This is a genomic window from Streptomyces sp. RKAG290, from assembly GCF_023701695.1.
Classification (GTDB): Bacteria; Actinomycetota; Actinomycetes; order Streptomycetales; family Streptomycetaceae; genus Streptomyces.
The window spans coordinates 5,138,252-5,159,170 of record NZ_JAJOZC010000001.1 but is presented as its reverse complement, the minus strand read 5'-3'; the positions used below and the strand labels follow the sequence as shown (position 1 = coordinate 5,159,170).

Genomic DNA, 20,919 nt, shown 5'->3' with positions numbered 1-20,919 from the left:
GGGTGCGGCACCAGGCCCCGCGAGCCCGGCATGATCCAAACGAGAGGCGCTAGCACCTTCGTTCGGGTCGGGCCGGGGCAGGGAGCCCGGCCCGACCCGGACGAGCGGTTCTCCCGGCCGCCCCGACGGCGTGCGCGTGCGTCAGTCGAGGTAGCCGCGGAGCTGGTCGGCGAAGGCGTGGTCGCGCAGCTTGTTGAGGGTCTTGGACTCGATCTGGCGGATGCGTTCGCGGGTCACGCCGAAGATCCGGCCTATCTCCTCAAGCGTGCGGGGCCGCCCGTCCGCCAGTCCGTACCGCAGCTGGACGACCTTCCGCTCGCGCTCGTTGAGCGTGGAGAGCACCACGTCCAGGTGTTCGCGCAGCAGCAGGAAGGCGGCGGACTCGACGGGGGACGCGGCGTCCCCGTCCTCGATCAGGTCGCCGAGCGAGACGTCGTCCTCCTCGCCGACCGGGGCGTGCAGGGACACGGGTTCCTGGGCCAGGCGCAGCACCTCGCCGACGCGCTCCGGAGTCAGGTCGAGCTGGGCGGCGACCTCCTCGGGCGTCGGCTCGTAGCCGCGCTCCTGGAGCATCCGGCGCTGGACCCGTACGACGCGGTTGATCAGCTCGACGACATGGACCGGGACCCGTATGGTCCGCGCCTGGTCGGCGAGGGCGCGGGACATGGCCTGCCGGATCCACCAGGTCGCGTACGTCGAGAACTTGTAGCCGCGGGCGTAGTCGAACTTCTCGACCGCGCGGATCAGTCCGAGGTTTCCCTCCTGGACCAGGTCGAGCATGGTCAGTCCGCGGCCGACGTAGCGTTTGGCCACGGAGACGACCAGGCGCAGATTGGCCTCGATGAGGCGGCGTTTGGCCATCCGGCCCATGACCACCAGCCGGTCCAGGTCGACGGCCAGCCGGGTGTCGGGGTCCGGGGTGCGGGCCAGGCGCTCCTCGGCGAACAGGCCGGCTTCCACGCAGCGGGCGAGCTCCACCTCGTCGGCCGCGGTGAGCAGCGGGATGCGGCCGATCTCCCGCAGGTACTGCCGGAACAGATCGGACGACGGTCCGCCGGTGTCCGGGCGGCCGCGGGAGGCCGGGGGTTCGGGCAGCTCCGCCGGCTCCTCCATGACTGCCTCGGGTGGGTCGGGCGGGTCGTGCGGGTCCGGTGGCGCTCCGGGTTCGTTCCGCCGTGCGGGCACGGGGGCCGGCGGATCCGCCGCGGCCTCCGGGTGACGCACGGCCCGGTGCTGCGCGGGGACTGCCGAGACGCGCTCGGTTTCGGTCACGGTCCGGGTCTGCACGGGGGCGACCTCCAGGTGATCGCTGCCGGACCGCGGGGATGGAGGACCACCGTTCGGTGGGCCGGCCGCGCTCCGATGACTCAGGCACCGCCACCCAGTGTGGGGTACGACACACAGCCGCCACGAGGGGCGTGCGAGGACTTTCTGAGTCCGTTCCGTGACCGGTCGGTTACCGCAGGGTGCGGCCGGGGGCCGTCAGAGCGCGTCGGCGCCGCTGTTGCGCAGGGACTGGGCGTACTGCTGGAGGACCCAGACCTCGTTCTGCGCGGCGGCCAGGTGGTCCGGGGCGACATTGCTGCCGAGCCGGGCGAGGCTGCCCTGGACGTCGTTGATCCTGCGGTCGACGGCGCGCAGACGGACCTTGACCAGGTGCTCGCCCGCGTAGGCCTCGTCGATGGACTTGCCGTGGAAGACCTCGACCGCGAGCTCGGTGACCAGCTTGCGCACCGTGTCGTTGGGGGTCGCGTCGAGCACCTGGACGAGGTATTCGCGAGTGTCGGCGACGCCCAGCTCGGCGCCGCCCACCTCCGCGATGCACTGGCGGACCGCCGCGTACGGCGGGGCGGTGAACTCGTCCACCCCGTAGGCGTCGAAGGCCGGAGAGACCAGGACGGGCTTCTGCAGGGCGAGCTTGAGCAGCTCCCGCTCGGTGCGGTGGGCCGGGCTGCGGAGGTTGAGCGCGGGGCCGGCGGGGACGGTGGGGGCCTGGACCTGCTGGTGCTGCGCGCCGGCCCGGGAGGAGGCCCGCGCGGGCCCTCGCTGGTCGCCCCGGCCACGGGCCCACTGGGCGAGCTGGTTGACCCGGTGGACGACGTACTCCTGGTCCAGGATGCCGACGAAGCCGGCCAGCTGGACGGCGACCTCGCGCTGCACGCTGCCCGTCTTGATCTTGGCGACGACGGGGGCGGCCTCGTCCAGCGCGGCGGCGCGGCCGGCCGGCGTCTCCAGGTCGTAGCGGCCGACGATCTGGCGGAGCGCGAACTCGAAGAGCGGGGTGCGGGGTTCGACCAGGTCGCGGACGGACTCGTCGCCCTTGGCCAGTCGCAGGTCGCACGGGTCCATGTTGTCCGGGGCGATCGCGATGTAGGTCTCGGCGGCGAACTTCTGGTCGTCCTCGAAGGCGCGCAGGGCGGCCTTCTGGCCCGCCGCGTCGCCGTCGAAGGTGAAGATCACCCGGGCGCTGCCGTTGTCCATCAGGAGGCGGCGCAGGATCTTGATGTGGTCGCCGCCGAACGCCGTGCCGCACGTGGCGATGGCGGTGGTGACCCCGGCGAGGTGGCAGGCCATCACGTCGGTGTAGCCCTCGACGACGACGGCCCGGCTGGCCTTCGCGATGTCCTTCTTGGCCAGGTCGATGCCGTACAGCACCTGGGACTTCTTGTAGATCGCGGTCTCGGGGGTGTTGAGGTACTTGGGGCCGTTGTCGTCGTCGCGCAGCTTGCGGGCGCCGAAGCCGACGATGTCGCCGGAGGTGTCGCTGATCGGCCACATCAGCCGGCCGCGGAAGCGGTCGATGGGGCCGCGCCTGCCGTCCTGGGAGATGCCGGAGGCGATCAGCTCCTTGTCGCTGAAGCCCTTGCCGCGCAGGTAGCGCGTGAGGTGGTCCCAGCCGGCCGGGCTGTAGCCGACGCCGAAGTGGGCGGCCGCGGCCTGGTCGAAGCCGCGCTCGGCCAGGAACTTGCGGCCGATCTCGGCCTCGGGGCCGTCCAGCTGCTCGACGTAGAACTGGGCGGCCGCCTTGTGCGCCTCGACCAGCCGGATCCGCTCACCACGCTGGTGGGAGGGGTTGTACCCGCCCTCCTCGTACCGCAGGGTGATGCCCGCCTTGGCGGCGAGCCGCTCGACCACCTCGGAGAACTGCAGGTGGTCGATCTTCATCACGAAGGCGATCGTGTCGCCGCCCTCCTGGCACCCGAAGCAGTGGAAGAGACCCTTGCTCGGACTGACCTGGAAGGAGGGGGACTTCTCGTCGTGGAAGGGGCACAGGCCCTTGAGGTTTCCACCGCCCGCGTTGCGCAGCTGGAGGTACTCGGATACGACGGCGTCGATCGGGACCGCGTCCCGGACCGCCTTCACGTCGTCGTCATTGATCCTGCCTGCCACGAGTGAAGTCTACGGGTGGGCAAGGACAGTCATGGTGCGGGCGGGTGTGATCCGGGCCGCCCGGCCGCCCGGTCCGCCCGTGCCGGAGCCTGCGGGGCTCCGGCACAGGGGGGCGGCCCGGACTGCTCAGATCAGTGACGCCAGCGGAACCGAGGGGTCGGCCAGCGCGTCCGGGTCGACCGGCTGGCCGGCCTTGATCAGTTCCTGCACGGTCTCGGTGACGTCCCAGACGTTCACGTTCATCCCGGCGAGCACCCGGCCGTCCTTCAGCCAGAAGGCGATGAACTCGCGCTTGCCCGCGTCGCCGCGGATCACGACCTGGTCGTAGCTGCCCGGCGGGGCCCAGCCCGAGTACTCGAGACCGAGGTCGTACTGGTCGGAGAAGAAGTACGGCACCCGGTCGTAGCGCACGTCCTGCCCGAGCATGGCGCGGGCCGCCGCCGGGCCGCCGTTCAGCGCGTTGGCCCAGTGCTCCACCCGCAGCCGGGTGCCGAGCAGCGGATGGGCCACGGCGGCGACGTCACCGGCCGCGTAGATGTGCGGGTCGCTGGTGCGCAGCGAGGCGTCGACGGCGATGCCGCCGCCCTGGGCGCGGGGCGCGATCTCCAGGCCGGCGGCTTCGGCGAGGGCGGCTCGCGGGGCGGCCCCGATCGCGGCGAGGACGTCGTGGGCGGGGTGCTCCTCGCCGTCGTCGGTGCGGACCGCGAGCACCATGCCGTCCTGGCCGACGATCTCGGTGAGCCGGCCGCCGAAGTGGAAGCGGACGCCGTGGTCGCTGTGCAGATCGGTGAAGATCTGGCCGAGCTCGGGGCCGATGACACGGTGCAGCGGGGTCGGCTCGGGTTCGACGACGGTGACCTCCGCGCCGTATCCGCGGGCCGCCGCCGCGACCTCCAGACCGATCCAGCCCGCTCCGGCGATCACCAGGTGGCCGTTGTCACGGCCGAGCGCGGCCAGCACGTTGCGCAGCCGGTCGGCGTGGGCGAGGCGGCGCAGGTGGTGGACGCCGGCCAGGTCGGTACCGGGAATGTCGAGGCGGCGCGGCTCGGCGCCGGTGGCCAGGAGCAGCTTGTCGTAGTGGATGACCGTGCCGTCGCCGAGCTCCACGGAGCGGGCGTCGCGGTTCAGCACGGTGACGGGCTGGCCGAGGTGGAGCTCGACGTCGGCCCCCGCGTACCAGGCCGTCTCGTGGACGAAGACGCTGTCGCGGTCCTCCTTCCCGGCCAGGTAGCCCTTGGAGAGCGGCGGGCGTTCGTACGGGTGGTCCCGCTCATCGCCGATCAGGATGACCCGGCCGCTGAACCCCTCCGACCGGAGCGTCTCCGCTGCCTTCGCTCCGGCCAGTCCTCCGCCGACAATGACGAACGTCCGATGTGCGTCGACCACTTGATGCCTCCTCGGTGCTTGCTGCGCGGCGCCAACTGCGAGCGTCCCGCACGCAGCGTGATGGCGAAAGGGGGTGTGACCCGATCAGGTCACACCCAGTGGTCGTGGGCCGGTCCGCCGGCCGGTGCCGGCAGGACGGCCCACGAGTGGGGCGGTGAGGGGGCCGGGACCGGTGCCGGCCGGGACCGTCTTCGCCCGCCGGGCCGCGCGGGAGGGGTCCGGGAGGGGTTCATCGGCCGGACGCGGTGAGCGAGTGGTGCAGGGTGCGGGCCGACGCGTCGGTCAGCGCCGCGATCTGGTCGACCAGGACGCGCTTGCGGGAGCGGTCGTCGGGGGCCGCCTCGTACAGCGCCCGCAACTGCGGCTCCAGTCCTTCCGGCGCGCGGGCGGTCAGCGCGGCGGCCAGTTCGGCGATGATGATCCGCTGGTCGGCGCGGATCGCCTCCTGCTCGGCGCGCTGCATGACGTAGCGGTCGGCGACCGCCTTGAGCACCGCGCACTCGTGGTGCGCCTCGCGGGGTACGACGAGCTCGGCCCCGTACCTGCCGAGGCGGCCGGTGCCGTACGCGTGGCGGGTGCTGCTCTCGGCGGCGAGGCAGAACCGGCCGATCAGCTGGCTGGTGGCGTCCTTCAGCCGGGCCTGGGCGACGGCCGAACCGTCGTAGCCGTGCGGCCACCAGTCCTGGCCGATGAGCCGGTCCAGAGCCTCGGACAGCTCCTGCGGGTCGGTGTCCGCCGGGACGTACCGTCCGATCGCGACCGCCCAGATCTCCTGCCGCTCCGGCTCGGCGTCCAGGCAGTTGGGGTCGATGTGCCCGGCGTGCAGCCCGTCCTCGAAGTCGTGGACGGAGTACGCCACGTCGTCGGACCAGTCCATCACCTGGGCCTCGAAGCACTTGCGGTCCTGCGGGGCACCCTTGCGGAACCAGTCGAAGACCGGCACGTCGTCCTCGTACACCCCGAATTTCGGTGAGCCGGGGTCGGTGGGGTGCCCGCCCCGGGGCCAGGGGTACTTGGTGGCGGCGTCGAGGGCGGCACGGGTCAGGTTGAGTCCGACGCTGACCAGTTCACCGGTACGGGTGTCGGGCACGAACCGCTTCGGTTCGAGCCGGGTCAGCAGGCGCAGCGACTGGGCGTTGCCCTCGAACCCGCCGCAGTCGGAGGCGAAGTCGTTGAGTGCCTGCTCGCCGTTGTGGCCGAAGGGCGGGTGGCCCATGTCGTGCGAGAGGCAGGCCGTCTCGACCAGGTCCGGGTCGCAGCCGAGCGCGGCGCCGAGCTCGCGGCCGACCTGGGCGCATTCCAGCGAGTGGGTGAGCCGGGTCCGCGGGCTGGCGTCCCAGGCGTAGCTGCGGGTGCCGGGGGTGACCACCTGGGTCTTCCCGGCGAGCCGGCGCAGCGCGGCGGAGTGCAGCACCCGGGCGCGGTCCCGCTGGAAAGCGGTGCGGCCCGGTCGTTTGTCCGACTCGGTGTCCCAGCGCTCGGCGTCGGCGGCGCCGTAGGGTGCCATGTCTGATTCCTGCGGGCCGTGCGTGTCGTGCGTGCCGTCCATGGGTCGACATTAAACGGCCGGGCTGACATGCGGGCTCAGGCGGACGCCAGGAAATGTGTGTTCATCAGAGTTTCGTGTACGGCCGGACCGGTCGCCCGTGCCTGGTCGTAGCGGTGCAGCAGCAGCCGTGCCATCGCCGGGTGGGCGCCGAGCGGGGCGGCGGCGATCCACGGCGCGGCCTCGGCCGCGGCCGAGGCGAAGCGTCCGGGGGCGGTGAAGTACGAGGCGACGGCGACCCGTCGGCGGCCCCGTGCGGCCAGGGCGCGCAGGGCGGCCGGCACGGTGGGCGTCGCCGCGGAGGCGTACGCGGGCACGACGGGCACCCCGCCGAGCCGTTCGCTGAGCAGCTGCGCGGTGCGGCGGGTGTCGGCGGCGGACTCGGGGTCGCGCGAACCGGCGGCGGCGAGGACCACGGCGCTGTTGCGGTTGCCGTCGTCCGCGGGCTGCCAGCCCGCCTCGGCGAGCCGCCCGTGCAGCGCCTCGACCAGCAACGGGTGCGGGCCGAGCGGGGCGGCGGTCCGGGTGCGCAGGGCGGGGGCGCCGGCGACGGCCTGCGGGATGTCCTGTTTGACGTGGTAGCCGCGGCCCAGCAGCAGCGGCACCAGGACCGCCTCGCCGTCGCCCAGCGCGTCCAGGGTGTCGGGGAGGAGGGGTTCGTTCAGCTCGATGTGTCCGAGCCGGACGTCGAGGCCCGGCCGCAGCTCCCGCACCCGGCCCAGGAGTTCCGTGACCGTGCGCAGCGCCCGCGGGTCCCGGCTGCCGTGCGCGACGGCGACCAGGGCGGGGGCGGCGGGTGTCAGGGGGCTCACGTTGCCCTGTGCGGGCTGGTGCCGGGTGCGGTGCATGGGCCGTCGGGTTCCGTTCAGGGAGACGAGGCTGAGCTGGTTGCCGAGCTGTGCGGTGATGCTGGTCAGCAGTTGCGCCGTGCTGTCGAGGGGCAGGGACTCCTGGGTGTGTTCCGGTGCCGGCTCCGTCATGGACCGATGGTGCCGGGCGCAGGTTGCCGCGTCGTTGCGTCCCGGTCACGGGTGTTTACCGCGGCCTCACCGGGCGTCGGGGCGCACTGTCAGGCGACCGCGGACCCGGTCCGTTCCGCGCCGGCGAACAGCCGCTCGATGACCTCGGCGACCCCGTCCTCCTCGTTGCTGAGGGTGTGCGTCGGCACGGCGGCCAGCACGGCCGGGTGGGCGTTGGCCATGGCGTAGCCGGTGCCGGCCCAGCCGAGTACGGACAGGTCGTTGGGCATGTCCCCGAAGGCGATGACCTCGGCGGCGTCGATGCCCCGGCCCGCGCACAGCATCGACAGGGTGCCGGCCTTGGTGACGCCGGGCGCGCTGATCTCCAGCAGCCCGCGCCCGCCCGAGTGCGTGAGCTGCACCTCGTCGCCCGCGCCCTGCCTGGCCGCGGCCAGCAGGGTGTCCGCGTCGAGCCGGTCCGACCAGACGAGCAGCTTGGTGACGGGGGCCTCGGTCAGCCAGAGGTCGGCGAGGGTGGGTACGGGCAGTTCGGCGCCGACGTCCTCGGACAGGCGCAGCCGGTAGGCCGGCTCGTACAGCACCTGGTTGCCGGTCTCCAGGGCGAAGCCCACCTCGGGGACGGCGGCGCCGAGTGCCGTGGCCACCCGCTGGGCGGTGGTCAGGGGCAGGACGCGGGAGGAGACGACGGTGCGCGTGGCGATGTCGTACACGAGCGCGCCGTTGCTGCACACCGCCGTGCCCACCAGGCCGGTGGCCTCCGCGAGCCGGTCGACGAACCGGGGCGGGCGGGCCGTGACGATGACGATCTCCGCTCCGGCGCCCTCGGCCGTGCGCAGCGCGCGCAGGGTGCGGGGCGAGAGTGTGCCGTCGTTGCGCAGCAGGGTGCCGTCGAGATCTGAGGCGATCAGCCGTGGGAGCAGCATCGGCCGATGCTACCGACGGCCGTCCGGGAGAACCCTTCTCGCCGTCCGGACGTCAAGTCATACGGGACGGCCGGCACGGGACGGAAGGGAACGGGGGCTTCTATGCGGGTGGGGCGATGGGGAGCGGGGGCGGGCGGGGCCCGGCTGAGGAGGGCGGCCGCCCGGCTGCGGCCCAGGCTGCCGCGGACCCGGCGGGGGCGGCGCCGGGCCGTGCAGGGGGTGATGGCCGCCTGTGTGCTGGGCCTGGCACCAGCCACCTGGATGCACTCGGTCGCCGACGCCCGGGTCAGGACGGCGGCGGACGCGCCCGCGCAGCAGGTCGCCGTGGTGTTCGGGGCGGGCCTGTGGGACGGGAAGCCGTCGCCGTATCTCGCGAACCGGCTGCGGACCGCCGCCGGGCTGTACCGGGACAAGAAGGTGAAGGTCGTGCTGGTGACCGGCGACAACAGCCGGGTGGAGTACGACGAGCCGGACGCGATGCGCAGGTTCCTGGTCGCGCACGGGGTGCCGGACAGCAGGATCGTCAGCGACTACGCGGGCTTCGACACCTGGGACTCGTGCGTGCGGGCCAAGAAGATCTTCGGGGTGGACCGTGCGGTGCTGGTGACCCAGGGGTTCCATGTCCGGCGGGCCATCGCGCTGTGCCGGGCGGCGGGGATCGACGCGTACGGCGTCGGGGTCGAAGCCGTACACGATGTGACCTGGTACTACGGCGGGACGCGGGAGGTGTTCGCGGCGGGGAAGGCGGCGCTGGACGCCCTGTTCGAGCCGGACCCGCACTTCCTGGGGCCCCGGGAGCCCGGGGTCGAGAGGGCCCTGGCGGCGGATGCCCGGTGAGATCCGGTGCACCTCACCGCCGGCCGCCGGGCGGGCTGAGGTGCGTGTACCGGGGGCGTAACCCGGAGCGGGCGCCCGTGTAACACCCGGCTCGCAGGCTGAGGGGATGACCAGCACCGAGACTGCCGCCACCGCGACCCACTGCCCGTACTGCGCGCTGCAGTGCGGGATGAACCTGCGCCCGGTGGCCGGTGGCGCGGTGGTCGAGGTGGAGGAACGCACCGACTTCCCGGTGAACCGGGGCGCGCTCTGCGGCAAGGGCCGGACCGCGCCCGCCGTGCTCTCCTCGGCGGTGCGGCTGACCGGGCCGCTGGTCCGCAGCGCGGCGAGCGGGGAGCTGGAGCCGGCCGGATGGGACGAGGCGCTGGGGCGGATCGCGGCGGGGCTGCGGGGGACGCGGGCGGCGTACGGGGCCGATGCCGTGGGGGTGTTCGGGGGCGGTGGGCTGACCAACGAGAAGGCGTACGCGCTGGGGAAGTTCGCCCGGGTGGTGCTCGCGACCTCGCAGATCGACTACAACGGGCGGTTCTGCATGTCGTCGGCGGCCGCCGCACACCAGCGGGCCTTCGGCCTCGACCGCGGGCTGCCGTTCCCGCTGGAGGACATCCCCCGCACCGGCTGCGTGATCCTGGTCGGATCGAACCTCGCGGAGACGATGCCGCCCGCGCTGCGCTATCTGACCGAGCTGCGCGAGAACGGCGGCCGGCTGATCGTCATCGACCCGCGCCGCACCAGGACCGCCGAGCAGGCCGACCTCCATCTGGCCCCCAGGCCCGGCACCGATCTGGCGCTGGCGCTCGGGATGCTGCATCTGGTGGTGTCGCAGGGGCGGGTGGACGAGGAGTTCGTACGGGAGCGCACCAGCGGCTGGGCCGGGGCCAGGGCCGGGGTGATGGCCCACTGGCCGGAGCTGGTGGAGCGGCTGACCGGTGTTCCGGTGCCGCAGCTGCGTGCGGCCGTGGAGATGTTCTGCGCCGCGGAGAGCGGGATGGTGCTGACGGCGCGCGGACCCGAGCAGCAGTCGAAGGGCACGGACACGGTCGGCGCCTGGATCAACTTCGCGCTGGCCACCGGGCGGGCGGGCCGGCCGCTGTCCGGCTACGGCTGCCTGACCGGCCAGGGCAACGGCCAGGGCGGTCGTGAACACGGCCAGAAGGCCGACCAGTTGCCCGGCTACCGCAAGCTCACCGATCCGGCGGCCCGCCGCCATGTCGCGGGGGTGTGGGGCGTCGACCCGGCCGCGCTGCCGGGCCCGGGGCGCAGCGCGTACGAGCTGCTGGACGCGCTCGGCACCGAGGTGCGGGCGCTGCTGGTGATGGGTTCCAACCCGGTGGTGTCCGCGCCGCACGCCGGGCATGTGGAGGAGCGGCTGCGGTCGCTGGACTTCCTCGCGGTCGCCGACGTGGTGCTGTCGGAGACGGCCGCGCTGGCAGATGTCGTGCTGCCGGTGACGCAGTGGGCGGAGGAGACCGGCACCACCACCAGCCTGGAGGGGCGGGTGCTGTTGCGGCAGCGGGCGGTCGGTGCGCCGCCGGGGGTGCGGAGCGATCTTGAGGTGCTGCACGGGCTGGCCGCACTCCTCGGGCACGGGAAGGGTTTCCCGGCCGACCCCGAGGAGGTCTTCGACGAGCTGCGGCGGGCCTCGGCGGGCGGTCCGGCGGACTACGCGGGCATCACGTACGAGCGGATCGTGGCCGAGGACGGGGTGTTCTGGCCGTGCCCGGACACGGCGCACGCCGGTACGCCGCGGCTGTTCCTGGACCGGTTCGCCACGGACGACGGGCGGGCCCGGTTCGTCCCCGTGACGCACCGCCCGGCCGCCGAGGAGACGGACGCGGAGTATCCGGTGGTGCTGACCACCGGGCGGGTCGTCTCCCAGTACCAGTCGGGGGCGCAGACCCGCCGGGTGGCGGAGCTGAACGCCGCCGCCCCGGGTCCGTACCTGGAGCTGCATCCGCGGCTCGCCGAGCGGATCGGGGTGGCCGAGGGTGATCCGGTCGCCGTCATCTCACGGCGCGGGAGGGCGGTGGCGCCTGCCCGGATCACCGTGGCGATCCGTCAGGACACGGTGTTCATGCCGTTCCACTGGGCGGGTGAGGGCCGGGCCAACACCCTGACCAACCCGGCCCTGGACCCGGTGTCGCGGATGCCGGAGTTCAAGGTGTGCGCGGTGCGGGTGGAGGGCGCGGGGCCTCAGGGCGACGTGACCGGGGCGGTCTCCGCGGAGACCCAGCCGAGGTAGCGGGCGCTGCCCCGTACCACCGGCAGCGCGATGATCTCCGGGGTGTCGTAGTCGTGCGCCTCCTGGAGGTGTTCCTCCAGCTCGGGGTACCGCTCGGCCGTCGTCTTGAACAGCAGCTGCCACTCCTCGGTGGTCTCGATGGCGTTCTGCCACCGGTAGACCGAGGTGACGGGCGCGGAGATCTGGACGCAGGCGGCGAGCCGCGCCTCCACCGCCCCCTGGGCCAGCAGCTTGGCCTTCTCCTCGCTGTCCGTCGTGGTCAGCACGGTCAGCCATGCGGGCGAAGTCACCTTCGGTCTCCTCGGAGTCGGCAGCGGTCCTGCCCCCCATTGTCGGGCGTCCGGCCCGCTGCCGCCCTGTCAGCCGCCGTACGGCCGGACGTCCTTCGCGTCCCGCAGCGCCCGGCCCCACCAGACCAGCTGGTCGAGCATCGTCTTCGCGGCGGCGTCGGGGCCTGCCGGGTCCAGGTGCCTGCCCTCGTCGTCGAACAGCGCACCGGCGTTGTGGAAGGAGACGGTGTCGCGGACCCCTACGACGTGCAGCTCGGCGAAGACCTGCCGCAGGTGCTCTACCGCCCGCAGCCCGCCGGAGACCCCGCCGTAGGAGACGAAGCCGACGGGTTTGGCCTGCCATTCGGCGCGGTGCCAGTCGATGAGGTTCTTGAGCGGGGCCGGGTAGGAGTGGTTGTACTCGGGAGTGATGACGACGAAGGCGTCGGCGTCCGCCAGCCGGCCCGACACCTCGGCCAGTCGGGCCTGTTCCTCGGGTCCGGGGCGGTAGGAGAGGGCGGTCGGCAGGTCGAGACCGGCGATGTCGATCAGGTCGGTCACGACCGCGGGGTCGCCGTCGGTGCGGGAGAGGAACCAGTCCGCGACGACGGGGGCGAAGCGGCCCTCGCGGTTGCTGGCGAGAATGACCGCGACCTTCAGCGGGGCGGTGGCGGGCGCGAGGGTGGCTGTGGTTCCAGCTGTGGTGAGGTCCATGGGAAGAGCCTCGTACGTCAACCATGGTTGAGGTCAAGCGCCGCATCCCCGGCCCGCCCGCCGCGCGTGTCGGCATACGGTGGAAGGCATGACCACTCCAGCAGCCGCAGCCACCCCGTACGCCGAGTTCGACGGGCATCCGGCCACCGAGGACGATCTGCGGACGGCGGCCTTCTTCAACTACGGCCATTTCACCGCCATGCAGGTCAGGGAGGGCGGGGTACGCGGCCTGGAGCTGCATCTCGGCCGGCTGGACGCCGCGAACCGGGAGCTGTTCGAACTCCCCCTGGAGGGTGGGCGGGTGCGCGAGCTGATCCGGCACGCGCTGCGGAGCGCGGGGGTGGTGGACGCCTCGGTGCGGGTGTACGGGTTCCTGCCGCCGGGCGGCACCGCCACGACCGTCATGGTCACGGTGCGCGGGCCGGCGCGGATGCCCACCGAACCGAAGAGCATGATGTCCGTCCCGTACGCCCGCACCGTGCCGCATCTCAAGCGCCCCGGCGAGTTCGGCCAGACGTACTACGGGATGCTCGCCGCCCGCGCGGGCTTCGACGACGCCGTACTGACCCTGCCGGACGGCTCGGTGACCGAGGGTTCCATCACCAACATCGGTTTCTGGGACGGCACTTCGGTCGTCTGGCCACAGGCTCCGGCCCTGCTCGGCATCACCATGGCGCTCTTGGAGCAGGAGCTGCCCGGGGCGGGGGTGCCGTCCCGGCGCCGCCCGGTGACGCTGGACGGGCTGGGGGCCTTCCGGTCGGCTTTCGTCACCAACTCACAGGGCATCGCGCCGGTCCGGCAGATCGACGACACCCCGTTCACGGTCGACGAGGACCTGATGAAGCGGCTGGACACCGCGTACGGGAACGCGCCCCGCGAAACCGTCTGACGCCGCGGCCCCGGGGCGGCCGGGTCGGGGCAGGGTCTGCGAGAGGGGACCATGGGGCACATGGAGATTCCCGCCGCAGGGCCGCAGTCGCGCATGCAGATCCACATCGAGGGCTCACACCTCCCCGGCCGCACCTGCGGGCCCGGCGGCGACTTCGCCGGCTACGAGAACATCCACGTGGGCGTGCAGCGCAAGGACCGGCCGGACGAACTGTTCGGGCTGCTGCCCGGCGACGCCCCTTCGGCCTCCTGGACCCTGGACTGCACCGCCGTCGCGACCGCGGAGGGCGTGGAGATCGGCGGCCCGTACGTGCAGAACAGGCTCGGCGGACGCTTCGTCTACCTGTCGTGGGGCACGGTCGACGAGAACGGCCTCTTCTCCATGTTCCGGCGGGCCAAGCTGATGTTCGCCGACATCGGGGCGGACGTCCTCGAAGCGGCCGCGCGCTCCGGGCACCTCACCGCACGGCTGCCGCTCTCCGACGCCAAGGGACAGCCGCTCTGCGCCCGGGTCCGGCCGCCGGTCATCGAGTGGTCCGCCGCCGCGGCGTGAGCGCGCAGCCGTCCGGCCAGGAAGCCGCCCTCATCGGGCCCAGGGGGGGTGGGTCGGATGAGGGCGGCGGCCGGGGTCGGCGGGGGGACGCCGTCCCGTGGGGGGTGTGGTGCGTGTGCCCGGCAACCGCGAGGTCATGCGTGTGACGTGCGCCACATCACTTTCGGGGGGCGTCACCCGATCGGCACCGGGCGTCGAAGGGCTGCGCACTCCGCCCTTCATCACCCACGTGACCTGCACGGATGTGGGGTGGCAAGGAGGCGGCGCCGGTCCGATCAGGTGAAAGCTGACTTGGTGTCAGCAGGCATGGGTGGCCGCTCGGCCGTTAGCTCGGACTCAGGACACACCCGCCAGCGCCCCCTGCTTCGGAGGAACCCCCCATGCGCAGTCCTGCTCGCCTCGTGACCGGCACCGCTGCCGCGGCACTCGCCGCCGCCGCGCTCGGCCTCTGTGCCGCCGCCCCGTCCGCGTACGGGGACGAACTGGGACCGCTGGAGATCACCCCGGCGAGCGCGGCCCCGGGCACCACGGTCACCGTGAACACCAAGGCCTGCGGGAGCGACACCGGCGCGACCGGCGACGCGAGCTCCCTGGACGCCTCCCGCTTCACGCTGGCACCGGCCACCCTCAAGGAGGTGCTGGCCGGTTCGTTCCGGGTGCCGGGCAACGTCGAGCCGGGGCCGTACAGCATCGACGTGTCCTGCGCGAACGGCAAGGAGGCCACCGGCGAGATCGAGGTGAAGGCCGCCGGCACCGCGGGCAAGGACAGCACCGCCACCGCCCCGGCGGACAGTGCCGCGGACGCCTCCGAAGCGGACTCCCCCGCCGGCACGGATCCCTCCGCGGACCTCTACGGCTCCGCGGACCTCGACTCCACCGGCCTCGACGAGGCCGAGGCCGCCGGTTCCGCCCTCGTGCCGGACTCCCCCGAGGTGCCCGGCCGCGGCACCCCCACCGAGCGTCCGGGCACCGAGGAGCGCGAGAACTCCTCCGGGTACGACAGCGCCTCGGAACACGAGACCCCCTCCGGCCACCGCACCTCGGCCGCACCCACCGCCCCCACGGGGCACGTCAGGACCGGCGTCGGCGGCAGCGTCGGCCCGGACACCACCCAGATCGCGGCGGGCGCGGGCGTTCTCGCCGCGACCGCCGTCGGCGGAGCCTGGCTCCTGCGTCGCCGGGCGAGCGGCACGCAGGAAGACAGCTGACGGAGGCTTCCACCTCTCCGTACCGCCTGGTTTCCGTCCCGGTGGCCCAGCGCCACCGGGACGGGGGCCGTATCCACCTTCGTCACCCGGAGGACGACCGTGTCCCAGAAGGCCAAGGGCTGGCTGCTCGTCGTCGCGGCGCTGGCCGGTGTCTGGCTGATCCGCAACGGCGCGGACACCCGGCTGACCCCTCCTGGCCCGGCCTCCGCCGAGGCGTTCGCCGCCGGGCCCGGACTGCTGCCGGGATCGCCGGTGGCCGAGCCGCTGCGCCCCTCGGCCCCCGTCCGCATCCGCATCCCCGCCATCCGGGTCGACGCGCCGATGATGCGGCTCGGCCTCGGACCGGACGGCAGCCTCGATGTGCCGCCGGCCGGGAACACCGACATCGTCGGCTGGTACAAGGACGGCACCCCGCCGGGCGCCAAGGGCACCGCGATCGTCGCCGGTCACGTCGACAACGCCCAGGGCCCTTCCGTCTTCTACGACCTGGGCTCCCTGAAGAAGGGCAGCACCGTCGAGGTCGACCGGCAGGACGGCCGCACCGCCGTCTTCTCCCTCGACGCGATCGAGGTGTACGACAGCCGGGACTTCCCCGACAAGCGGGTGTACGGCTCCTCGGAGCACGCCTCGCTGCGGCTGATCACCTGCGGCGGCGGCTTCTCCGAGTCGACGGGATACGAGGGCAACGTGGTGGCCTACGCACACCTGACCTCCGTGCGCTGAGACCTCACCGTGCACGGGCGCCCCGCATCCGCGCTCCGGCAGCGCACCGGTTACCGCGTGGCGCTCACGCGTTCCACTGGTCGAAGCCGAGCTTGGCGACCAGCGAGAACACCACGACCAGCAGCACCCCGCGGACGAACTCGCTGCCCCTGCTCAGCGCCATCCGCGCCCCGATGAGACCGCCCGCCAGGTTGAACACGGCCATCAGCGCGGCCAACTGCCACAGCACGTTGCCCTGGTAGGCGAACATCGCCAGGGCGCCACCGTTGGTGCAGACGTTGACGATCTTGGCGGTGGCGGAGGCCGTCACCAGGTCGAGGTGGAGCACCGCGGTCAGCGCCAGCACCAGGAAGGTGCCGGTGCCGGGCCCGAACAGCCCGTCGTACAGGCCGATGCCGCCGCCCACCAGGACGATCGCGGTGACGGTACGGGCCCGGGTGACGCGGGGCGCGGTGCCGTCCTCGGGCGCCCTGCCGAACCGGGGCCGCAGCATCACGAACGCCGCGACCGCCAGCAGCACCACCATGATCACCGGCCGCAGCACCTCGCTGCTGATCCCGGCGGCGAAGAAGGCACCGGTCATGGACCCGGCCAGGGCCGCCAGTCCGATCCGCAGTGCCGCGGCGACCTTCACCGGCGCCTTGCGCGCGTAGGCGACGGCGGCGCCGGACGTGCCGACGATGGCGACCGCCTTGTTGGTGCCGAGGACGTGCGCGGCCGGGACGTGCGGCAGGCCCAGCAGCAGCGCGGGCAGCAGGAGCAGTCCGCCGCCGCCGACCACCGCGTCGATCCAGCCGGCCGCGCCCGCGGCGAGGCACAGCACGACGAGGGTGGTCAGGGTTATGTCAGGCATGATCGCGACTTTATGGAAACGGCACGTGTCGCGTCCAACCGTCTCGCGTGTGCCTCCTCGCGTGAGGCCGAAGATCTGAGCCCTGGCCGAGCCTGCCGAGGCTCCACGGCCCTCACAGGCCCTCCCCACCGGCGCTGAGCGCAAGGTTCCTCCCGGGAAACAGGGGGGATCCGGTCGGGTAACACCCACCGGACACGCTTCCCGTCATGAGGACACAGGCGGAGAACACGGCGCGGGTGGTGGTGATCGGTGCCGGGATGGCGGGCGCACGGCTCGCCGCCCGGGTGCCCGAGGTCACCGTCATCGGCGAGGAGGCGCACGCCCCCTACAACCGGGTACTGCTGGCCGAGGTGCTGGCCGGGCGGTACCCGGCGGACGTCATCGCACTGCCCCCGGCCGAGGTCAGGCGCGGGGTGCGGGTGGTACGGATCGACCGGGCCGACCGCCTGGTGCACTGCGACGACGGAAGCGTCGTGCACTACGGGAGGCTGGTCCTGGCGACCGGCTCCAACCCGGTGCTGCCACCGCTGCGCGGGCTCGGCGACACCATGCCGGACGGGGTGCACGCCTTCCGCACCCTCAACGACTGCCTGGCGCTGCGGTCCTCGGTGCGGCCGGGAGTGAACGCGGTCGTCATCGGCGGCGGCCTCCTGGGCGTCTCGGCGGCCCGGGCGCTGGCGGAGTGCGGCGCCCAGGTCGTGCTGGCCCAGCAGGGCGAGCACCTCATGGAGCGGCAGCTGGACGCGGAGTCCGCCGGGCTGCTGCGGCGCCACCTGGAGTCCCTCGGCGTCGAGGTCCACACCGAGTGCCGGGTCCGCGGGCTGCGCTGCGCCGACGGCGCGGTACGGGCCGTGGAGCTGGCCGACGGCTATGAGCTGGCGGCCGAGATCACCGTGCTGGCCTGCGGGGTGCGCCCCCGGACCGGGCTGGCCCGGGCAGCGGGCCTGGAGGTCCGCAAGGGCGTCGTCGTCGACGACGAGCTGCGCACATCCGATCCGTACATCCACGCCGTCGGCGACTGCGCCGAGCACCGCTCCACCGTGTACGGGCTCGCGGGCCCGGCCCTCGAACAGGCCGATGTGCTCGCCGATGTGCTGGCCGGCCGGCCCGCCCGGTACGACGGCACCCGCGCCCTGACCCGGCTCACGCTGAACGGCCCGGCGGCCACGACGGCCGGCCTGGCGCCGGCGCCCGCTGCCGGATCGCTCGATCTCGCCGCCTTCGGCGACTCCAGGCCGCTGCCCGGTGACGACGTAGTCCGGCTGGCCGACGCGACCCGCGGCGCCTACCGCACGGTCGTCGTGCGCGGCGACCGGCTGGCGGGCGGTGTCCTGCTCGGCGATCTCGCCGCGGTCGGCACCCTGGCCCGGACCTGGCAGGACGACGAACCGCTCCCCGCCGAAACGTCCCTGCTCCACCTGCTCACCAACGACGGAGGCTTCTGAGATGCCGGTGTCCACTTCCCCGACCGCCCACACCTCCAGCGCCGCATCCCTGCCGACCGTCGTGGTCGTCGGGCACGGGATGGTCGGCCAGCGGTTCCTGGAGGCCCTCGCCGACCGCGGGCTGACCGCCGCGGCCGGCACCGCCAGGGTCGTCGTGCTCTGCGAGGAGCCCCGCGCCGCCTACGACCGGGTCCAGCTGACCTCGTACTTCGCGGGGAAGACCCCGCAGGACCTGTCGCTGGTCGAGCCCGGCTTCATGGAGCGGCACGGCTTCGAGCTGCGCCTCGGTGACCCGGCCGAGTCCCTGGACCGTGAGGCCCGCACGGTCACCGCACGCTCCGGTGAGACCTTCACCTACGACACGCTGGTGCTGGCCACCGGCTCCTACCCGTTCGTCCCGCCGGTCCCCGGCAAGGACACCGAGGGCTGCTTCGTCTACCGCACCATCGAGGACCTGCTGGCGATCGAGGAGTACGCGAAGACGGCGACGACCGGCGCGGTCGTCGGCGGCGGGCTCCTCGGTCTGGAGGCGGCGGGCGCCCTGAAGGGCCTCGGACTCGACACCCACGTGGTGGAGTTCGCCCCCCGGCTGATGCCGGTGCAGGTCGACGAGGGCGGCGGCGCGGCGCTGCTGCGCACCATCGAGAACATGGGCCTGACCGTCCACACCGGCGTCGGCACCCAGGAGGTGACCGCGGGCGAGGACGGCTCGGTGAACGGGATGTCGCTCTCCGACGGTTCCTCGCTCGCCACGGACCTGGTCGTCTTCTCGGCCGGTGTGCGCCCCCGCGACCAGCTGGCCCGGGACTGCGGTCTGGCGGTCGGCCAGCGCGGCGGCGTCATCGTCGACGAGGAGTGCCGCACCTCGGACCCGGCGGTCTTCGCGATCGGCGAGTGCGCGCTGGCCTCGGACGGCCGGGTGTACGGCCTGGTGGCGCCCGGTTACGAGATGGCGCAGACGGCCGCCGGGGTGATCGCGGGCCAGGAGGCGTCGTTCACCGGCGCCGACATGTCGACGAAGCTGAAGCTCCTCGGGGTGGACGTGGCGTCCTTCGGTGACGCGCACGGCACCTCCGAGGGCTGTCTCGACGTCGTGTACGCGGACTCCCGCTCCGGCGTCTACAAGAAGCTGGTGATCGGGCAGGACGGCACGCTGCTCGGCGGGGTGCTCATCGGGGACGCCGACCAGTACGGCACCCTGCGCCCGATGACGGGAACGGTCCTGCCGGTCGCCCCCGAGCAGCTGGTGCTGCCGGCCGGTGCGGGCGGCCCGGTGACCCTCGGCCCGTCCGCACTGCCCGACGAAGCGGTGATCTGCTCCTGCCACAACGTCACCAAGGGCGCGATCTGCGAGCACACCACCCTGCCCGAGGTGAAGAAGTGCACCAAGGCCGGTACCGGCTGCGGCAGTTGCGTCAAGGTCATCGGCCAGCTGCTCCCGCAGAGCCAGGACAAGGGCCTGTGCGGCTGCTTCCCGTACACCCGCAGTGAGCTGTACGAGATCGTCCGCACCCTGGAGATCACCTCGTACGCCGAGCTGCTCGACTCGCACGGCCGCGAGCCGGCACGCGGCGGCGAGGGCTGCGAGGTCTGCAAGCCGACGGTCGGCTCGATCATCGCCTCGCTGGCGCCGACGGTCGGCGCGAGCGGCTATGTGCTCGACGGCGAGCAGGCGGCCCTGCAGGACACCAACGACCACTTCCTGGCCAACCTCCAGCGCAACGGCTCGTACTCGATCGTGCCGCGCATCCCCGGCGGCGAGATCACCCCGGAGAAACTGATCGTGATCGGCGAGGTGGCCCGGGACTTCGGCCTCTACACCAAGATCACCGGTGGCCAGCGGATCGACCTGTTCGGCGCCCGCGTCGACCAGCTGCCGCTGATCTGGACCCGGCTGGTCGATGCGGGCTTCGAGTCGGGGCACGCGTACGGGAAGTCGCTGCGGACGGTCAAGTCCTGCGTCGGGCAGACCTGGTGCCGCTACGGGGTGCAGGACTCGGTGAAGATGGCGATCGACCTGGAGCTGCGCTACCGGGGCCTGCGCTCCCCGCACAAGCTGAAGTCGGCGGTCTCGGGCTGCGCCCGGGAGTGCGCGGAGGCCCGCGGCAAGGACTTCGGGATCATCGCCACGGCCGGCGGCTGGAACCTGTACGTGGGCGGCAACGGCGGCGCCACCCCGCGCCACGCGGACCTGCTCGCTCAGGACCTGTCGGACGCCGAACTGGTGCGGCTGATCGACCGGTTCCTGATGTTCTACATCCGCACCGCGGACCGGCTGGAGCGCACCTCGACCTGGCTGGACCGCATCGAGGGCGGCCTGGAGCACGTGCGGGACGTCGTCGTGCACGACTCGCTCGGGCTCTGCGACGAGCTGGAGCGGCTGATGGCCGACCACGTCCGCGGCTACCGCGACGAGTGGGCCGAGACCATCAACGACCCGGAGCGGCTGCGTCGCTTCGTCACCTTCGTCAACGCACCCGACGCGCCCGACCCGTCGGTGAAGTTCGTCCCGGAACGCGACCAGGTCAAGCCCGACCTGGACATCCTCGCCGGCCCGGTTCTCGCCATCCGCACTCTTGAAGGGACCGCCTCCTGATGACGACCCAGGCGATGGAGACCGCGCAGGACACCCGGGTCATCCGGCTCGCCGCCGGGGACGACTGGCTCACGGTCTGCGACCGTTCGCTGCTGACGCCGGGCCGCGGGGTCGCGGCACTGCTCCCGGACGGCAGGCAGGTCGCGCTCTTCGTGGACCGGGCGGGGCGCGCGTACGCGATCGACAACCGCGACCCGTTCACCGGGGCGTACGTCCTCTCGCGCGGTCTGGTCGGATCCGACCGGGGGCAGCCGTTCGTCGCCTCCCCGCTGCTCAAGCAGCGCTTCGACCTGGCGACGGGCGCCTGCCTGGACGACGACGAGGTCTCCGTCCCGGTCTTCGAAGTCCGCGCGGACTGACCACCGT

General features: G+C 73.1%; 18 protein-coding genes. 9 read left to right on the top strand and 9 right to left on the bottom strand.

Going from position 1 to position 20,919, the window contains the following annotated elements; genetic code table 11:
* Positions 1-141 precede the first annotated feature (141 nt).
* The 6 genes from LNW71_RS22675 to LNW71_RS22650 all read right to left on the bottom strand — a co-directional run bounded on the left by LNW71_RS22675 (position 142) and on the right by LNW71_RS22650 (position 8,210).
* Complete coding sequence (locus tag LNW71_RS22675; protein ID WP_250969901.1) at positions 142-1,287, bottom strand: RNA polymerase sigma factor; 1,146 nt, start codon at positions 1,285-1,287, stop codon at positions 142-144.
* A 195-nt stretch (positions 1,288-1,482) separates the two neighbouring features.
* Positions 1,483-3,390, bottom strand: coding sequence for a DNA primase (dnaG, locus tag LNW71_RS22670; protein ID WP_250969900.1), 1,908 nt, complete (start codon positions 3,388-3,390; stop codon positions 1,483-1,485).
* A 126-nt stretch (positions 3,391-3,516) separates the two neighbouring features.
* On the bottom strand, positions 3,517-4,776 hold the full coding sequence (locus LNW71_RS22665; RefSeq protein ID WP_250969899.1) for an FAD-dependent oxidoreductase: 1,260 nt from the start codon (positions 4,774-4,776) through the stop codon (positions 3,517-3,519).
* 229 nt (positions 4,777-5,005) lie between these two features.
* On the bottom strand, positions 5,006-6,325 hold the full coding sequence (locus LNW71_RS22660) for a deoxyguanosinetriphosphate triphosphohydrolase (RefSeq protein WP_250969898.1): 1,320 nt from the start codon (positions 6,323-6,325) through the stop codon (positions 5,006-5,008).
* A 35-nt stretch (positions 6,326-6,360) separates the two neighbouring features.
* Entirely contained in the window at positions 6,361-7,302 is a 942-nt protein-coding gene (locus tag LNW71_RS22655; RefSeq protein ID WP_250969897.1) for a sirohydrochlorin chelatase, read from the bottom strand.
* 89 nt (positions 7,303-7,391) lie between these two features.
* A complete protein-coding gene (locus LNW71_RS22650; protein WP_250972110.1) occupies positions 7,392-8,210 on the bottom strand; it encodes a Cof-type HAD-IIB family hydrolase in 819 nt (272 codons plus the stop codon).
* Positions 8,211-8,327: 117 nt separating this feature from the next.
* Here LNW71_RS22650 and LNW71_RS22645 point away from each other — a divergent pair, with 117 nt between their 5' ends.
* Positions 8,328-9,062, top strand: coding sequence for a vancomycin high temperature exclusion protein (locus LNW71_RS22645; protein ID WP_250969896.1), 735 nt, complete (start codon positions 8,328-8,330; stop codon positions 9,060-9,062).
* Positions 9,063-9,168: 106 nt separating this feature from the next.
* The gene (locus tag LNW71_RS22640; protein ID WP_250969895.1) at positions 9,169-11,304 is read left to right on the top strand and encodes a molybdopterin oxidoreductase family protein; all 2,136 of its coding nucleotides are present in this window, start codon (positions 9,169-9,171) and stop codon (positions 11,302-11,304) included.
* On the opposite strand, the gene cutA is transcribed toward LNW71_RS22640, so the two are convergent.
* Complete coding sequence (gene cutA / locus LNW71_RS22635; RefSeq protein ID WP_250969894.1) at positions 11,256-11,594, bottom strand: divalent-cation tolerance protein CutA; 339 nt, start codon at positions 11,592-11,594, stop codon at positions 11,256-11,258. The two genes, LNW71_RS22640 and cutA, sit on opposite strands and share 49 nt — an antisense overlap.
* 69 nt (positions 11,595-11,663) lie before the next feature.
* Positions 11,664-12,287, bottom strand: a complete 624-nt coding sequence (locus tag LNW71_RS22630; RefSeq protein WP_250969893.1) for an NAD(P)H-dependent oxidoreductase — start codon at positions 12,285-12,287, stop codon at positions 11,664-11,666.
* A gap of 88 nt (positions 12,288-12,375) precedes the next feature.
* Between LNW71_RS22630 and LNW71_RS22625 the strand changes: the two genes are divergently transcribed.
* From LNW71_RS22625 to LNW71_RS22610, 4 genes are all read left to right on the top strand, one after another.
* Positions 12,376-13,176 (top strand): aminotransferase class IV family protein, encoded by an 801-nt coding sequence (locus LNW71_RS22625; protein WP_250969892.1) that lies wholly within the window; start codon positions 12,376-12,378, stop codon positions 13,174-13,176.
* Between the two features lie 93 nt (positions 13,177-13,269).
* Positions 13,270-13,728: a DUF5990 family protein gene (locus LNW71_RS22620; RefSeq protein ID WP_250972109.1), complete on the top strand. Its 459-nt coding sequence runs from the start codon at positions 13,270-13,272 to the stop codon at positions 13,726-13,728.
* 380 nt (positions 13,729-14,108) lie between these two features.
* Positions 14,109-14,936, top strand: coding sequence for a hypothetical protein (locus LNW71_RS22615; RefSeq protein WP_250972264.1), 828 nt, complete (start codon positions 14,109-14,111; stop codon positions 14,934-14,936).
* 99 nt (positions 14,937-15,035) lie between these two features.
* Positions 15,036-15,659 (top strand): class F sortase, encoded by a 624-nt coding sequence (locus LNW71_RS22610; RefSeq protein WP_250969891.1) that lies wholly within the window; start codon positions 15,036-15,038, stop codon positions 15,657-15,659.
* 64 nt (positions 15,660-15,723) lie between these two features.
* On the opposite strand, the gene LNW71_RS22605 is transcribed toward LNW71_RS22610, so the two are convergent.
* A complete protein-coding gene (locus LNW71_RS22605) occupies positions 15,724-16,512 on the bottom strand; it encodes a TSUP family transporter (RefSeq protein WP_250969890.1) in 789 nt (262 codons plus the stop codon).
* 206 nt (positions 16,513-16,718) lie between these two features.
* Here LNW71_RS22605 and LNW71_RS22600 point away from each other — a divergent pair, with 206 nt between their 5' ends.
* Genes LNW71_RS22600 through nirD form a run of 3 tightly spaced genes read left to right on the top strand, consistent with a single transcriptional unit; the run spans position 16,719 to position 20,912 of the window.
* Positions 16,719-17,957, top strand: a complete 1,239-nt coding sequence (locus LNW71_RS22600) for an FAD-dependent oxidoreductase (protein ID WP_250969889.1) — start codon at positions 16,719-16,721, stop codon at positions 17,955-17,957.
* A 1-nt stretch (position 17,958) separates the two neighbouring features.
* On the top strand, positions 17,959-20,553 hold the full coding sequence (gene nirB, locus LNW71_RS22595; RefSeq protein WP_250969888.1) for a nitrite reductase large subunit NirB: 2,595 nt from the start codon (positions 17,959-17,961) through the stop codon (positions 20,551-20,553).
* On the top strand, positions 20,553-20,912 hold the full coding sequence (nirD, locus tag LNW71_RS22590; RefSeq protein ID WP_250969887.1) for a nitrite reductase small subunit NirD: 360 nt from the start codon (positions 20,553-20,555) through the stop codon (positions 20,910-20,912). The genes nirB and nirD overlap by 1 nt, the downstream gene beginning before the upstream one ends.
* Positions 20,913-20,919: the final 7 nt, after the last annotated feature.

Excerpts from the sequence above, each read along its gene's own strand:
- LNW71_RS22660 (WP_250969898.1), bottom strand. The coding sequence starts at position 6,325 with ATGGACGGCACGCACGACACGCACGGCCCGCAGGAATCAGACATGGCA.
- LNW71_RS22655 (WP_250969897.1), bottom strand. The coding sequence starts at position 7,302 with ATGACGGAGCCGGCACCGGAACACACCCAGGAGTCCCTGCCCCTCGAC.
- LNW71_RS22645 (WP_250969896.1), top strand. The coding sequence starts at position 8,328 with ATGCGGGTGGGGCGATGGGGAGCGGGGGCGGGCGGGGCCCGGCTGAGG.
- LNW71_RS22640 (WP_250969895.1), top strand. The coding sequence starts at position 9,169 with ATGACCAGCACCGAGACTGCCGCCACCGCGACCCACTGCCCGTACTGC.
- LNW71_RS22630 (WP_250969893.1), bottom strand. The coding sequence starts at position 12,287 with ATGGACCTCACCACAGCTGGAACCACAGCCACCCTCGCGCCCGCCACC.
- LNW71_RS22625 (WP_250969892.1), top strand. The coding sequence starts at position 12,376 with ATGACCACTCCAGCAGCCGCAGCCACCCCGTACGCCGAGTTCGACGGG.
- LNW71_RS22620 (WP_250972109.1), top strand. The coding sequence starts at position 13,270 with ATGCAGATCCACATCGAGGGCTCACACCTCCCCGGCCGCACCTGCGGG.
- LNW71_RS22615 (WP_250972264.1), top strand. The coding sequence starts at position 14,109 with ATGCGCAGTCCTGCTCGCCTCGTGACCGGCACCGCTGCCGCGGCACTC.
- LNW71_RS22605 (WP_250969890.1), bottom strand. The coding sequence starts at position 16,512 with ATGCCTGACATAACCCTGACCACCCTCGTCGTGCTGTGCCTCGCCGCG.
- LNW71_RS22600 (WP_250969889.1), top strand. The coding sequence starts at position 16,719 with ATGAGGACACAGGCGGAGAACACGGCGCGGGTGGTGGTGATCGGTGCC.
- nirB (WP_250969888.1), top strand. The coding sequence starts at position 17,959 with ATGCCGGTGTCCACTTCCCCGACCGCCCACACCTCCAGCGCCGCATCC.
- nirD (WP_250969887.1), top strand. The coding sequence starts at position 20,553 with ATGACGACCCAGGCGATGGAGACCGCGCAGGACACCCGGGTCATCCGG.